Origin of the sequence: Thauera sp. 63 (assembly GCF_000310165.2) — a bacterium.
GTDB classification, from domain to species: domain Bacteria; phylum Pseudomonadota; class Gammaproteobacteria; order Burkholderiales; family Rhodocyclaceae; genus Thauera; species Thauera humireducens.
The window spans coordinates 230,629-245,418 of sequence record NZ_AMXC01000002.1 but is presented as its reverse complement, the minus strand read 5'-3'; the positions used below and the strand labels follow the sequence as shown (position 1 = coordinate 245,418).

The 14,790-nt window shown below is 66.8% G+C and carries 12 protein-coding genes and 3 tRNA genes; 11 read left to right on the top strand and 4 right to left on the bottom strand.

Going from position 1 to position 14,790, the window contains the following annotated elements; genetic code table 11:
• Both sufT and C664_RS03330 read left to right on the top strand, forming a co-directional pair.
• The gene (sufT, locus tag C664_RS03335) at positions 1 to 570 is read left to right on the top strand and encodes a putative Fe-S cluster assembly protein SufT (RefSeq protein WP_004253244.1); all 570 of its coding nucleotides are present in this window, start codon (positions 1 to 3) and stop codon (positions 568 to 570) included.
• 142 nt (positions 571 to 712) lie between these two features.
• The gene (locus tag C664_RS03330; RefSeq protein WP_004253241.1) at positions 713 to 1,234 is read left to right on the top strand and encodes a DUF3617 domain-containing protein; all 522 of its coding nucleotides are present in this window, start codon (positions 713 to 715) and stop codon (positions 1,232 to 1,234) included.
• Positions 1,235 to 1,288: 54 nt separating this feature from the next.
• Here C664_RS03330 and C664_RS03325 read toward each other — a convergent pair whose 3' ends face one another.
• Both C664_RS03325 and C664_RS03320 read right to left on the bottom strand, forming a co-directional pair.
• Positions 1,289 to 2,347 carry a toll/interleukin-1 receptor domain-containing protein gene (locus tag C664_RS03325; protein WP_004253239.1) on the bottom strand — a complete coding sequence of 353 codons (1,059 nt, stop codon included), beginning with the start codon at positions 2,345 to 2,347 and terminating at the stop codon, positions 1,289 to 1,291.
• Positions 2,348 to 2,453: 106 nt separating this feature from the next.
• Positions 2,454 to 6,161: a DUF748 domain-containing protein gene (locus C664_RS03320; protein ID WP_004253237.1), complete on the bottom strand. Its 3,708-nt coding sequence runs from the start codon at positions 6,159 to 6,161 to the stop codon at positions 2,454 to 2,456.
• Positions 6,162 to 6,296: 135 nt separating this feature from the next.
• Between C664_RS03320 and C664_RS03315 the strand changes: the two genes are divergently transcribed.
• Entirely contained in the window at positions 6,297 to 7,535 is a 1,239-nt protein-coding gene (locus C664_RS03315; RefSeq protein ID WP_004253234.1) for an NAD(P)/FAD-dependent oxidoreductase, read from the top strand.
• A gap of 16 nt (positions 7,536 to 7,551) precedes the next feature.
• Here the strand turns inward: C664_RS03315 and C664_RS03310 are convergent, their stop codons facing one another.
• Positions 7,552 to 8,775, bottom strand: coding sequence for an MFS transporter (locus tag C664_RS03310; protein ID WP_004253230.1), 1,224 nt, complete (start codon positions 8,773 to 8,775; stop codon positions 7,552 to 7,554).
• A 150-nt stretch (positions 8,776 to 8,925) separates the two neighbouring features.
• Here C664_RS03310 and C664_RS03305 point away from each other — a divergent pair, with 150 nt between their 5' ends.
• The 6 genes from C664_RS03305 to C664_RS03280 all read left to right on the top strand — a co-directional run bounded on the left by C664_RS03305 (position 8,926) and on the right by C664_RS03280 (position 11,222).
• Positions 8,926 to 9,381, top strand: a complete 456-nt coding sequence (locus C664_RS03305) for a hemerythrin domain-containing protein (RefSeq protein ID WP_004253227.1) — start codon at positions 8,926 to 8,928, stop codon at positions 9,379 to 9,381.
• Complete coding sequence (locus tag C664_RS03300) at positions 9,378 to 9,596, top strand: DUF2249 domain-containing protein (protein WP_004253224.1); 219 nt, start codon at positions 9,378 to 9,380, stop codon at positions 9,594 to 9,596. Before C664_RS03305 ends, C664_RS03300 begins: the two co-directional genes overlap by 4 nt.
• A complete protein-coding gene (locus C664_RS03295) occupies positions 9,593 to 10,864 on the top strand; it encodes a hypothetical protein (protein WP_004253221.1) in 1,272 nt (423 codons plus the stop codon). Before C664_RS03300 ends, C664_RS03295 begins: the two co-directional genes overlap by 4 nt.
• A 58-nt stretch (positions 10,865 to 10,922) precedes the next feature.
• Positions 10,923 to 10,999 (top strand) — tRNA-Pro (locus C664_RS03290).
• A gap of 27 nt (positions 11,000 to 11,026) precedes the next feature.
• A tRNA-Arg gene (locus tag C664_RS03285) sits at positions 11,027 to 11,103 on the top strand.
• 43 nt (positions 11,104 to 11,146) lie between these two features.
• Positions 11,147 to 11,222: transfer RNA gene (locus C664_RS03280), tRNA-His, on the top strand.
• A 242-nt stretch (positions 11,223 to 11,464) separates the two neighbouring features.
• Here the strand turns inward: C664_RS03280 and C664_RS03275 are convergent.
• Positions 11,465 to 13,105: a methyl-accepting chemotaxis protein gene (locus C664_RS03275; RefSeq protein WP_004253219.1), complete on the bottom strand. Its 1,641-nt coding sequence runs from the start codon at positions 13,103 to 13,105 to the stop codon at positions 11,465 to 11,467.
• A 216-nt stretch (positions 13,106 to 13,321) separates the two neighbouring features.
• On the opposite strand from C664_RS03275, the gene C664_RS03270 reads away from it, so the two are divergent.
• Both C664_RS03270 and C664_RS03265 read left to right on the top strand, forming a co-directional pair.
• Positions 13,322 to 13,675, top strand: a complete 354-nt coding sequence (locus C664_RS03270; protein ID WP_004253217.1) for a helix-turn-helix transcriptional regulator — start codon at positions 13,322 to 13,324, stop codon at positions 13,673 to 13,675.
• Positions 13,676 to 13,683: 8 nt separating this feature from the next.
• Positions 13,684 to 14,790, top strand: coding sequence for a carboxynorspermidine decarboxylase (locus C664_RS03265; protein WP_004253215.1), 1,107 nt, complete (start codon positions 13,684 to 13,686; stop codon positions 14,788 to 14,790).

The following is a 14,790-nucleotide window of genomic DNA, read 5'->3' as shown; positions in this document are numbered from 1 at the left end:
ATGGGTGACCACTACGGTGAAACCGAATCCCGCGTCCTCGCGCGCGACTGCGACGCGGTGAGCGTGCCCTGGGGCAAGCCCGAGACCCTGCCCGAAGGCGCCTACGCGCTGATCACGCAGCGTCTGGGCGGCTCGATCACGGTGATGTGCGGCGGCAACCTCTACCGCATTGCCGAACGCGACGCCGACGCCCTCGGACTGGAGCCGCAGCTTCCGCCACCGATGCCCGAACCGGCCGCGGGCGAGTTGAGCGCCGAGGCCGTCGAGCAGAGCGCGTGGACGCTGCTGGGCACCTGCTACGACCCCGAGATCCCGATCGACATCGTCAATCTCGGCCTGGTCTACGGCTGCACGGCCGAACCGCTGCCCGAGGGCGGCTACCGCCTCGCGGTACGCATGACCTTGACTGCGCCGGGTTGCGGCATGGGCACGCTGATCGCCGACGAGGCGCGCGCGCGGCTGCTTGAACTGCCCGGCGTGAAGGATGCGAGCGTGGAGTTGGTGTGGGACCCGCCCTGGAGCCGCGAGATGATGAGTGAAGCGGCGCGGCTCGAGATGGGAATGTTCTGAAGCCCGCCGCCGCGGGCGATTATTGTCCCTGCTCAAGGCCCGGGCCGCGTCGAGGCGCTAGTCTGGCCACCGGGTTTCGCGGGCGTCAGGACGAACGCCGCGAGACCCCGACTTTGCCCCCAACCCACTGCCGGATGTCACCATGCGCGCCCTCCTCCCGCTGCTGATCATCGCCACCCTTCCCCAGGCTGCGCTTGCAAGCCCGACGCCGACCGAGGCGCCTCAACGAATGCCGGGGCTGTGGCTCGTCAACCACGGGCCCACCGGGGAGAGGGCCAAGGCCTCGAGCTTTCACATCTGCGTCGGCAAGCAGGGCGGCGACGACGTACTGGCGACACCGGGCAACGCACTCGGCAATTGCCGCGATCAGGCCTGGTCGAAAGAAGGTGCCTACACGTATTACCGCGCGGTATGCGACGCGAAGGGCAGCATCGCGACCGTGGAAGGCAGATTCGCCGGCGACTTCCAGTACAACTTCCAGGGCGAACTCAGCACGTCTTACGCGCCGGCGCTGAACGGCGTGAGCACGGAGCGCACCGAGATCGACGGCCGTCGCCTCGCGCCGTGCCGCAGCGACCAGCCGGTGGGCACCTTCCTGATCAAGGGCCAGAACGGAGTCGGCAACCTGAACCTGGCCGAGCCGATCCGCCAGCCGGCACGCTGACATCCGAACGCCGCGCCCTGGCAGCGCGCGCAGCGAATTGTCGCGCTCGCCCGCTCAAGGGGCTCCGGCGGTACTGGCGCACTCGATATAGCCTTCCCGCCCCGTCGGTTGCCTGCACCACGTTTCCATCCGCGTCGCGTAGGCGTCGCTGCGAAAGGCACGAACGATGCCAAGAATGCGATCCGCCTCGGCCCGCGTATCGGCGGGCGCGATGCTGGCGTAATAGCCGTTGCGAAAATAGATGGCCGCCCCCTGAACGCTGCTGCGGCTCGCGCGCCGGATCTCGTCACGCGCGGCATCCAGCGTACGGTCACTGCCGAACACCACGCCGTAGTCCGGCAGGCCCAATGCCAGCGCCGGCTTCGGCTTGTCCGGGACGACGACCGGCGGTCGCCTGTCCGGCCACAGCAGCACCGCGGCGATCGCACCCGCGACCACGACGGCACCCGCGACCAGCGCGATGCGCGAACCCTTGCCCCCCTTTCCACCGACATCCCGTGCCTCACCAGCTGCGGCCGTCACTGAACCGGTCGGAAGCGCCCCTTTCACTGCGTCCCCCCTGTCCGCGCCCGTCGGGGCAGGCGTGGTCACCACCTCCGCGCTGGCCGACGCAGGCCTCTCTGCCTGACCCCTCTCCGCCGGCCCTTCCTCCGCCTCGCCCAGTACCCTGGCCAGGACATCGCCGAGCCGGTTCACATCGGAGGTGAAGCGCGTGTTGCTGACCTCGAGCGCATTGCGCCAGACCAGGCCGCGCATCGGCTCGGGCAGGAGCTCCTCCGCCGGCATCTGCACGCCATCGAGCAAGACCGGTATGACACGGATGTTGCGCGCCAGCGCCGCGGCGATCTCCAGCCGCACGAAATCGCGCTCGTCGTCGAGTCGCCGGCGGCCATCCGGCTGCACCTCCATCCAGCGCGAACCGATCAGCACCAGCAGCACCTCGCACTTGCCGACCGCATTGCGGATCACCTCGTCGAAGGGCAGGCCGGGCTCGATCGCATCGACGTCCATGAACACCTGCGCCGTGTCGAAGCGCTCGGTGAGCTGGTCGTAGATGGCACGCGCGTAACCCGCCGCATCGTCACGCCGGTAGCTGATGAAGACGTTGCCCATGCTGGCCTCCCCTTTGCCACAGCACTGAAGCTCGCGTTTTCATCATAGTCCCGCGAAACGACGACGGGGGCCGAAGCCCCCGTCCCTGCCGCATTCGCGCCAATCTTCAGCGCAGCGAGAACTGGACCTGCCCTGCCTCGCCCGCTGCCTCGACCTTGGGCTCGAGCACGAAGATGCGCTCGCCCGGCACCTTGCCTTCGCCCACCAGCCAGTCACGCACCGCCTGTGCGCGCTGCTGCGCCAGCGTGCGCAGCGCCTGCTCGTCGACCGACGTGTTGGCGAGGATCAGGGCCTCCATCTCGGGCACCGGGACGTCCTTGACCATGCCGATGACGTTGCGCGGCTTCTTGAAGTCGGTGTCGCGGTACGCCTTCTTCAGCAGTTCGGGATACTCGGCGTCCTCGACCTGGATCTCGTCGAGCGAGGGCGCTTCCTTCCCCTGCGCCACCAGCGCCTTGAGCTTCTGCGCCTTGACCATGCGCTGCAACGCTGCCTGCTTGAGTCCGTCGGTATCGACCGCCGGATCTGCACGGCCGGTGATGTCGAGCTTGAGCGCCGGGCGGTCGACCAGCGCCGTGGCCAGCGTCGCGAGCTTCTCACGCTGCGCCTCGGCCGGCGCCGCGACACCCGGCGCCAGTTCGAGCTGCGACAATTCTTCACCGCCGCCGATCACCGAGCCGAGCAACGCGAACGGCGAGGTGATGGCCTTGCCGATCAGGTTGAACAGCATCTTCACCACCAGGCCGAACACGCTGAACTCCGGGTCGTCCAGCGTGCCGGTGACCGGCAGATGCAGATCGATCTCGCCGCGGCCGTTCTTCAGCAGCGACACCGCCAGCTGCACCGGCAGGTTCACCGCGTCGGGGCTGTCGACCTTGTCGCCGAAGGTGAGCTGGTCGAGGAAGATCTGGTTGGTGGCGGTGAGCTTGCGCTCCTCGATCTTGTAGTTGAGCTCGGCCGACAGCTTGCCCTTGGCGATGCCGTAGCCGACGTACTTGCCGGAGTAGCTCGACAGGCCGGTGAGTTCGAAGTCCTTCACCGAAGCGAGGATGTCGAGGTGCGCATCCTGACGGAAGGGATTGAGCTCACCCGTCACCTTGACCGGCGCCGCCTTGTCGACCCTGCCGCTCAGGTCGAGCTTGGCGATGGTGCTGGGATCGGTCGACAGGCCAACGAGCGTGCCCGTCATGTCGGTGAGGTTGACGTCGTAGTTCGGCCGGATGAAGCGGTCGCTGAACGCGATGTTGCCGCGCTTGATCTCGATGCGGTCGACGCGGATCGGCGGCGGGGGCGCGCTCGGCGGCGGCAGCTCGGCGGTGCGTTCGCCCTCCTTCACCCGCGGCGCGTTGCCGGCCATGGCCGGGTCGGCAAATGGATCGGCGGCTGCGGCGACGGGCTCCGGCTTCGCGGCGGCCACCTTGCCGTCGGTGCCCTGGATCTCGCGCAGGTTCAGGCGTCCCTCCTCGTCGAGGATCAGGCGGGTGTAGAAATCATCCAGCGCGACCTGCCTGACCGCCAGCGAGAACGGCTCGAGCCGCGCATTGATGCCGCCCACGCGCAGCGTGCGCCAGCGCAGGAAGTCGGTCGCGTTCAGGCGATCGATGGAGGCGAAGTTGCCCACCGCGACGTCGCCACGGAAGTCCGCCAGCAGGTCGCCACGGCGTCCGGTGCCGAGCTTGAGCTGGCCCTGCGTGGTGAGGTTGCCGCGCGAGATCGCGATCTTGGTCTGCTGCAGCACATAGGGCTGGATCGGCAGCAGGTCGACGTTGCGCAGGTCGAGCTTGAGATCCGCCTTGAGCGGCTCCAGGCCCAGACTGCCGGAAACGCCCAGCTTGCCGTTCTTGTTGATGCGGGAGTCGAGCTTGAGCTGGCTGAGGTTGCCCTTCTCGGTGGAAAAACCGTCGAGCTCGAAGTCGATGTTGTCCGCCGCCATCACCACCGGGCGCGAAACGCTGCGGTCCTCGACGCGCACCGACACGCCCTGCAGGGCCAGCTTGTCCACTGCGACGACCCACGGCGCACCGGCCGGCGCGTTCTTCTTCGCCGGACCGGTCAGGCCGAGCAGATCGATGTCGCCGTTCTTCAGCCGCACGGCCGACACCGCCGCGCCCTTGACGCCGAGTTCGGCCAGTTTCACGCGCTGCGCGCCGAGATCGAGGACCGCCTCGCGCACATCCAGCTCAGGCACCTTGACCGCGGCATCCTTGGCGCCCTTGAGCGCCAGCGCAAAGTCGCGCACGGCGAGCGCATCGGCGCTGAGGTCGATGTCCGCCTCGCCCTTGTCATCCAGGGCGACGCGATAGCGCAGATTGCCGCTCAGGCTGCCGTCGCGCACCTCGCCCCCCGGCAGGGCCGCCGCCAGGTAAGGGGCATAACGCGCGGCCTTGACCGCCTCGAAGTTGAGCATGCCCTCGTACTCGAAGGGCTCCAGCCGCAGGCGGTCCTCATGCACGAACTTCTCGCCGCCGTCGGTGGCGTAGTCGAGGCGGATCTCAGCCGGCATGTCGGCCTCGGTCGCGAGGTCGCGCAGGTCGAGGTTGATGGCCTCGATACGCGCCTTGAACGGCTCGGCCAGGCTGCGGTCCTCGAAGCGCACCACGCCATCGCGGATGCGCGCATGGGCGAGCAGGAAATCGGGCTTGGCGCCGGACGCCTTGGCCGCTTCGGCCGCGGGCCTGGCCTGATCGTTGGCCGCCGCGCCCTTGCCTGCGCCTTTCGCCTTTTCGGGTTTAGCCTCCGGCGCGGCAGCCGGCAGCAGCGTGGCGAGATTGAGCCCGCCCTCCTTCAGCCGCACCAGGTCGAGCTCCGGCTGGGCGACCCGCATGCGCGTGAAATGCCAGCGCCCGATCAGCGGCTGAACGTCGGCGAACTCGAGTTCGAATTCGGGCACCGTCGCCACCGGCTCGCCCGCCTTGTCCTGCAGCACGAACTGGTCGAGCCGCAGCGGCCCGCGCAGGACCAGCTCGGGCGCAGCGTCGGCCGGTTGCCGGAAGGACACCTCGATGTTCGTCGTGAGCTGCGCCGAGGGCAGGCGAAAGGCTGGCTCGAACGGGGCATAGGCAAGCCACGGCGTGAGGTCGAACTTGTCGAGCACGACGTCGAGGATGGTCTCGTTCGACGTCTGGAACGGCTTGGTGCGCGCACTCATCTTGAGCGGGTTGCCATCGAGCACGGCCGACAGTGTCGGCTCGACGAAGACGTCCACCTTCACCGGCAGGTTCGAGACGAAGGGCACGCCGACCTCGAGCTCCGCCAGTTCGTGCTTGAGCCCGCGCGGCTTGTCCTCGACCGAAACACGGCCGCCGGCGACGCGGATATTGCCGACCGAGAACAGCGCGCCGGGCTTGCCGGCCTCGGCGTCATCCTCCCCGCCCGAATTCGCCAGCGCCGCGATGCGCTCGGCAACGTCGCTCCAGCTGTGCCGCCCGCCCCCCTCGAGCGCAACGTTCAGCCGCGGCCCGCTCAGCGCCACCTCGTGCAGCACCAGGCCGCGCTGCATCAGCGACTCGACGACCTCGACGTTGGTGCGCAAGGCGTCGAAGCCGAAGGCCTCCGACTGCCCGTCCGCCGACATCACCTTGAGCCCCTGGATCTCCGCGGTGACCGAGAAGGGGTTGATCACCACCCCGTCGATCGTCACCGTCCGGCCCAGGGTCTCGCCCAGAATCTTAACGGCATAGTGCCTGGCCACCGGCGGCGCGGCAAAGAAGCCCGCCGCTCCGATGACGATCACCGCACCCGCAGCCCACAACGCCGGACGGACCAGACCCCGTTTGCGGGGTGGCATGGTCGTGCCGGTGGTGGTTTCAGTCATAAAGCGCTCCAACAAGCTGATATTCTTGGTCTCGTTTTGCCATCAGGCAGCGTCATCGCGGCGCAAAAGGCCGTAATTTGCCGCTTTGCAGCACACCGCGTATTCTGCGCCGCTTTCGTCGTCGAAGGTATCCATGTGGCGCACTTGAAGGCCCCGATCGATCGCCCTGCAAAGCAAAGTTACGATGTCATCGTGATCGGTGCTGGTGCGGCCGGCATGATGTGCGCCGCAACGGCCGGCCAGCGCGGACGCAGGGTGCTGCTGGTCGACCACGCGGAGAAGCTGGCCGAGAAGATCCGCATCTCTGGCGGCGGTCGCTGCAACTTCACCAACCGCCGCGTCGCCGCAGACAACTACCTCTGCCGCAATCCGCACTTCGTGCGCTCCGCCCTGTCGCGTTACACGGCGGCGGATTTTATCGAGCTTGTACAGCACCACGGCATCGATTTCCACGAAAGGGATTGGGGCCAACTGTTCTGCGACGATTCCGCCCAGCAGATCATCGACATGCTGCAGGCCGAATGCAGCGACGGTGGCGTCGACTGGGCCATGCCGGCGACGGTGCTCGAGGTGTCGCGCACCGATGCCGATAGCGAGCGCTTCATCGTCAACACCAGCATCGGCCGCTTCACCGCGCACAGCCTGGTCGTGGCCACCGGCGGCCTGTCGATTCCGAAGATCGGCGCCAGTCCGCTCGGTTACCGCCTCGCCGAGCAGTTCGGCCTGGCGGTCGTCGCCCCGCGCCCGGCGCTGGTGCCGCTGACGCTGCCGCCCGAGACCCTGTCGCGACTCGCCCCACTTGCGGGCATCTCGCTCGAAGTGGAGGCCCATTGCCGCGGGCCCGTGTTCCGCGAGGCGGCGCTGGTCACCCACCGCGGCCTGTCGGGCCCGTCGATCCTGCAGGTCTCGAGCTACTGGCAGGCCCAGGCCTACGAGGACGCGGACTGGGCGCCAGTCACGCTCGACCTGCTGCCGGGTGTCGATGCCGAAACCTGGCTGCTGGCGCACGCCGCCGAACGCACCCTGCTCGCCAACCTGCTGTCCGAGCGCCTGCCGCGCCGCTTCGCCCACGCGTGGTGCGAACTGCACGGCTGGACCCGGCCGATGAACGAGTTCCGTCACGCCGATCTGCGCAGCATCGCCGCCACGCTGTCAGGATGGGCGCTGGCGCCCTCCGGCACGCAGGGGTACGCGAAAGCGGAGGTCACGCTCGGCGGCGTCGATACGCACGCGCTGTCCTCGCGCACGATGGAGGCACGAGCGCTCCCCGGGCTGTACTTTGTCGGCGAGGTGATGGACGTCACCGGCCACCTCGGCGGCTACAACTTCCAGTGGGCCTGGTCGTCGGGCGTCGCCTGCGGCCAGGCAGCCTGAACCTGCCACGCCGACCTCAGCCCTGCCCACGCCGCCACAGGCGCGGGAACAGCGGGAGATAGCTCACCACCTGCAGCACCAGCAACGCGGCGAAAGTGAAGCGCAGGGCCTGTGGCATCGCCCAGCCCCAGGTCCGCAGCAGGTCCAGTGCAAGACCGAAGCCCCACTGCACGACGAATGCCCCCAGAAAGACCATGAGATTGATCGAGGTGCTGACGCGGCCGAACATCTCGCGCGGGAAGTCGTTCGATGCCGCCAGGTAGGCCTGCGAATTGACCGCCGACAGCGCGCCGATCAGGAACCAGAGCAGCGATACCGGCCCCACACCGAACAGGATCGCCGCCTGCACCAGCAGCAGCGCGCCATAGCCCACATGCAGCATCTGCAGTGGCCGCACGCCATGGCGCGCCATGCGCACACCGAACACACCGATCGACAGCTGGCCGGTCAGCATGCCCAGATTGAGCAGGAGCAGCGTGCGCGCCGCATCGGCCAGCGCCAGCCCTTCGACGTGCATCAGCCAGGGCACGGCCCACAGACTCTGCAACGCCATGAAGCCACCGACGAAGAACAGCGAGGAGCCGGCAAAGCGCAGGAAGGCGGGCGCCACGAAGACGGCGCCCACGCTCTTCAAGACCGCGCCAAGGCTCCCCTGCCCGCCCGCTGCAGCCTCCTGCGGCAGGCTGCGCCACAGGATGACCGAGGTCGCCAGCGCCGCTGCGGCAATGCCCCAGAACACGCCGCGCCAGCCCAGCAAGGGCATCGCCGCTTCGAGCGGTGCACTTGCGGTGAGCGCTCCCATCGCACCGCAAGCCATGACGAAACCGGTCATCGAGCTCTGCCGCTCGGGTGGATACCACAGCGCGAACCCCTTCAGCGCGCCCATCAGGCAGGCCGACACGCCCAGGCCGATCAGGGCGCGCGCCACGCCCAGCCCACCGATGGAGTCGCCCAGCGCGAACAGCACGGCACCCACGCCGGTAAGCAGCAGCAAGGCGCTCTCCACCCGGCGCGGCCCGTAGCGATCGAGCGCGATACCGACCGGAATCTGTGCAAGGCCGAAGGCGAGGAAGTACATGCTCGTCAGCAAGCCCAGTTGCGCGGCGCTCAGGCCGAGCTCTCCGGTGATCGCCGGCGAGATCACCGCATTCACCGTGCGCAACAGGTAGGACAGGTAATAGCCGAGCGCGAACGGGATGAAGATGCGTACCCACGCGCCGGCCGGAACAGCACGCGGCATGCGGACTCCAGCGGAACGAAAGCCCGGATTGTGCCCCGGCGGCCCCGGATTGCCCAACTCCCGTCCACCGCGTTGGCTACCAACTTGACTCGCATCAATGCCGCCTGCCGCCCGCCGCGGAGAATGCCCTCATGCCCACCGGAGCCGAACATGAGCACGATTGCCGACTTGATGACCCACGACCACCGCGCGTGCGACCATGACTTCGCCCGCGCCGAGGCACTTGCCGCAAAAGGTGACTGGCCCGGCGCGGCCGACGCGCTTGCAGCCTTCTCCCGTGCACTGAACGCCCACTTCGACGCAGAGGAACAGCGACTCTTCCCCGCCTTCGAAGCGGCAACCGGCATGACCCAGGGGCCGACCCAGGTGATGCGGGCCGAACATGCAGACATGCGCGCCGCGCTCGCCCACCTTCAGCAGGCGCTGGCGGCCCGAGACGCCGATGAGTTTGCTGGCGAGGCCGAGACACTGCTGATCATGATGCAGCAGCACAACATGAAGGAAGAGAACATCCTCTATCCGATGTGCGATGCCCGACTCGGCGCCGTCAGTGCAACACTCTGTGCCGAACTTTCCAACTCCCTTGCAGCGGAACACGCAACATGAACATCACGACCGTCGACGCACGCGGCCTGGAGCCTCCCGAGCCCTTCGAGCGCGCCATGGAAGCGCTGGCCAACCTCAAGGCTGGCGAGCAGTTCACCCTATTGCTCGACCGCATGCCGCATCCGCTGATCCGGCTGCTCGATCGCGACGGTTATCGGCATGAGGTCAATTTTCATGACGATGGCACCGTGGCGATCCTGATCGGCAGGCCATGAGTTCGGCCAACCCCGGACTGGCTTACGAGGACACCCCGCCGCTTTCGGCACCGCTGCGCTTCTTCCTGACCGCGCCCGTGTTCGGGATTGCGGCAGGGGTGGTGCTGGCGCTCGGTGACGGCGTCCTCGCGTCGCGCTGGACGCCGGGCGCGCTCGCGCTCGTCCACCTCATCGCCGCCGGCTTCATGCTGCAGGTGATGCTGGGCGCACTCCAGCAGATCCTGCCCGTCGTTGCCGGCGCACGCTTCCCCGCACCGCTGGGCGTCGCCTCGGCGACGCATGCGCTGGCCACGCTCGGCGCCGCCGGACTCGCCACCGGGCTCGGGTTTGGTCAGCCGGGCGCCATCGTCAGCGGCGGCCTGCTCCTGGTCAGCGGCATCGCGATATTTCTTGGCGCCGGCCTGCTGGCGCTCATCGGCGCCCCGTCGGTCGTCGGTACGACACGGGCTCCGCGCGATCTTCGCCTCGCCCTGACCGGCCTCGCCATCACGGCCACACTCGGTCTCGTGCTCGCCCTCGCCCTCGGTCGCGGCCTGGCCCTTCCGGTCTCCCTGAACACCGTCGTCGACCTCCACGCCGCGTGGGGCTGGCTGGGCTGGGGCGGCGTCCTGCTGGCGGCCACCAGCTGGGTCGTGGTTCCCATGTTCCAGATCACGCCCGGCTACCCCCAGCGCTTCTCGATGATATGGGCCCCGGCCGTGCTTGGCGGCTTGATGCTGTGGTCGCTCGCGCGCGTCACCGATGCAGGGATGGCTGCAATCGCGCTCGGCCTCCTCTTGCTCGGCGTGGTCGCCGGCTTTGCCGCGCTCACGCTCCACCTGCAATCGCGCACCCGCCGCAGCACACCCGACGCTCCCTTTCGCAGTTTCCGCGGCGCAATGGTGGCGCTGATCCTCGGGCTCGTCGCCCTTGCCATCTCTGCCATACACGACGCCGACCACTGGAGCGTGCTCGCCGGCGTCCTCATCCTGCACGGCGGCTTCGGTGGCGCAATCAGTGCCATGCTTTACAAGATCGTCCCCTTCCTCACCTGGCTGCATCTGACCCAGTCCGGCGTGAAGGCGCCCAACATGAAGAAGCTGCTCCCCGACCCGCCGGTCCGCCAGCAACTCCGCCTCCATCTCGTCGTGCTCGTCGTGCTCGTGGCCGGCATTTTCGAGCCGCTGCTCGCACGTCTGGCCGGACTTCTGATGGCCGCCGAATTCACCTGGCTACTGCTCAACCTGCTGCGCGTGATCCGCGCCTGGCAACGCGCCCGGCGCGCATAAAAAATTTTGTTATTTATGTTTGACGCCTCCGGGAGAGATCTGTATAGTTCGCGGCTCTCGGGGTGTAGCGCAGTCCGGTAGCGCGCTTGCTTTGGGAGCAAGATGTCGGGGGTTCGAATCCCTCCACCCCGACCAGCTCACACTCCGAAATGCCCGCGGGATCTGCCCGTAGCTCAATTGGATAGAGCACCGGCCTTCTAAGCCGGGGGTTGCAGGTTCGATCCCTGCCGGGCAGGCCAGGACAAGTTTTGAGGGCTTCGGTTTTACCGGGGTCCTGTAGTGGCGGCATTAGCTCAGTTGGTAGAGCACTGGATTGTGGCTCCAGGTGTCACCGGTTCGATCCCGGTATGTCGCCCCAAAAATTCGAAGGCTTATCGTGGTTTCGCCAACGCGACAACAATCACGGCAAGCACATGGTAGATACGAGAACCCACCGGAGACGGTGGGTTTTTCGTTTCCGGACACCGTGCTTACTGTTGCGCCTTAGTGATAGCCCCCAGCCCGGCAAATGGCACCATACCACGGCCGCCTCTGCTGCCGAGATCGGGATCACCCCGTGCCGGCGCGCCACCTTCCGGCCTTGCATCAGCCTCCCCGCACTCACCCGCGCGCCGACGCACTTGCCGTTTCAATACGGAAGCGGGACACGATCGCTACCAGCTCGACCGAGATATCGCGGATGCGGTCGGCGGCACCCTTCGTATGGCGTGCCGCCGAATGGGCCTGATCGAGCAGTACGTCGATGGTGCCCACTTGCTCGACGATTTCGGAACTCGAGCCCTGGCCGATTTGCACCAGGCGAATGATCTCGCCGACCACCTCGATCACCCTGACCGCCGAACGCTCAATGCTCTCGATCGCCTCTCCCGCCGAGCGCGCAAGGGTGACGCTGTGCGCCATTTCAACGCCGACCTGCTCCATCAGCGCGGTGGACTCATGGGATGCATGGTGGATGCGGCCGAGGCGCTGGTTGATCAACTCCGTCGCAGCGGCCGAGCGCTCGGCGAGCTTGCGCACTTCATCCGCAACCACTGCGAAACCCCGGCCGGTTTCTCCTGCACGGGCGGCCTCGATCGCCGCGTTGAGTGCCAGAAGGTTCGTCTGATCGGCAATCTGGCGAATCTCGGACACCTCGCTTTCGATCTCGCCCACCTCCCGGGCCAGGGTGAACACCTGCCCCGACGCGCCTTCGAGGCACGTCGATAACGCCTCGATGCGGTTCGCCGTCTCGCGGATGACGGCACTGCGCGACGTCGCCGCCTGGCTGGACTCCTCGGTAATCCGCCCGGCCTGACGCGATTCCCGGTCGATCTCCCGGATGTGCTCCTGTATCGAGCGCACCGCTTGCTGGATACGTTTCGACGAGCCGCTGCCTTCGGAGGCGATGTGCGCAACAACCTGGGCCGACTGGTGCATCTCGGCGGTTGCACCTTCGTTGCTGCGGATGATCTCGATCATGGCCCCCAGGCTAGCCTGCAGGGTACCGAGCAGCGTATTGAAGGCCCGCACCGACTGACCGATCTCGTCATTTCGCGTCACCGGCACACGCTGGGTGAAATCGAGTGAGTTCGCAATGGCGCCCATGGTGCCTTCCATCGCCCGCAGCGGCGTGACGATGTTGCGATGCAGGCGCATGACGAGCGCGATCAGCACGAGGAGGGTCAGCCCTCCTGCACCGCCCAGCACCCAGATCGTCTTATCGAGCCCCGCTTCCAGCACCTCGACGACCTGATCCTTGCTTCTGCGCTTCTCGATGCGCAGCGTGTCCAGCACTTGCTGCAGCTCACGCTCGTATTCCGCCGCATTGGCGTAAAGGCTTGCCTCGGCCAGCAGGCGCTGCCCCGAGCGCGCCAGGCCGACGATGTCCTCGGTCGAGGCCTGATAGTCCGCGAGCCGCTGCGATGCATGCTCGATCAGGGCGCGCTCCGTCGGTGACGAGGGCAGCTGGTTGAGGGACCGGAGGCGTTCGCCCAGCAGCGCATGCTGGGCGCGCAGGCTGCGCTCAACGCTTTCGATGATGTCCGGCGTCGGCGCAATGACCAGCTTGATCAGTTCAAGCTCGGCCTGCTTGAGGTCCGCACTGAGGTCGGCGGCAATCAATGCGCCGGGGATCGCATCGTCGGTCAGGGACTGAATGAGTTCGGTGTTGTGACGGTAGTGGCCGCCACCGATCACGCCGATCGAAATCAGCAAGGCAGTGGTGATGACGATGAGGGATACGAGACTGTGTCTGATGCTCATGAATGCGCTGCCCAGGATCGGAACCTGCGCGATTCTTGTCCTCGAATGTGACACGCATGCAATGTTTGCTGCGACGCAGCACCCCGTTTCCTGCGGCGCCGCCCGATTGGCACCCGCCATTACGACGCCCACCCGCCGGCAGAGACACATGGCATTGAAAGCATATGGTTTTAATGCCATAATCCAGCCTCCTTAAGCGATCGAAGAGACTTCGGCATGGCAAGAAAGCACGGCGACGAGGATCCGGTACGTCCTGCCGGCCGCAATGGAAGCACTGAGCTGGTCGCCCTGCCGCTGGCTACGTTGAAGGAACTGCGCAAACGCGCGAAACGGACCCAGGAAGACCTCGCGGAGACGCTGGGCGTCGGGCAGGACACCATCTCGCGCCTCGAAAAGCGCAGCGACATGCTCCTGTCCACCCTGCGGCACTACGTGGAGAGTGTCGGTGGCCAGCTCGCGCTGGTGGCGACGTTTCCGGATCAGAACGCGGTGATCATCGATCATCTCGGCGAGACGAGAGCGGCGAAGAAACGCGGCAGCCGGACCAAGCTCACCGCCGGCGAACACTAGGAACCCTGATGCAAGAAACGATCTCAACCCCCTACTACCTCATCGACAAGTCGGCCCTGCTGCGCAACCTTCAGATCATGGACCGCGTGCGCGCGCAGTCCGGCGCAAAAGTGCTGCTGGCGCTGAAGTGCTTCGCGACCTGGTCGGTGTTCGATCTCATGCGCGAGCACATGGACGGCACCACCTCGTCGTCGCTGTACGAGGTCAAACTGGGTCAGCAGAAGTTCGGCGGCGAGACTCATGCCTACAGCGTGGCTTTCGCCGACCACGAGATCGATGAAGTCGTCGCCCACTGCGACAAGATCATCTTCAACTCGATCAATCAGCTCGAGCGTTTTGCACCCGCCGCAATGGGCAAGCCGGTGGGCCTGCGCCTGAACCCGGGCGTCAGCTGCGCCGGATTCGATCTCGCCGACCCGGCGCGGCCCTTCAGCCGGCTGGGCGAATCCGATCCTGCCCGCATCCTGTCGGTGATCGATCGCCTCAGCGGCGTGATGATCCACAACAACTGCGAGAACGACGATTTCGCGCGGTTCGATGCGCTGCTGTGCGAGGTCGAGCGCCGCTACGGCGCAATCCTGCAGCGGCTGCAATGGGTGAGCCTGGGCGGCGGCATCAGCTTTACCTCGCCGGGCTATGCGCTCGACGCCTTCTGCGAGCGTCTGCGTCACTTCTCCAGCAAATGGGGCGTGCAGGTCTATCTCGAACCGGGCGAGGCCACCGTGCGCCACACCACCACGCTCGAAGTCAGCGTGCTCGACACCAGCTTCAACGGCAAACAGCTCGCGGTGGTCGACAGCTCGACCGAAGCCCACATGCTCGACCTGCTGATCTACCGCGAAACCGCGCCGATCGGCGATGGACAGGGTGAGCACATCTATCAGATCTGCGGCAAAACCTGTCTGGCCGGCGACATCTTCGGCGAGGGCCGTTTCGCCCGCCCGCTGCAGGTCGGCGACCGCATCTCGATCGGAGATGCCGGCGGCTACACCATGGTGAAGAAGAACTGGTTCAACGGCATCCACATGCCGGCCATCGCCGTCCGCGAACTGGACGGCAGCGTGCGCCTCGTGCGCGATTTTTCGTATGACGACTACGTCAGCAGCTTGTCCTGA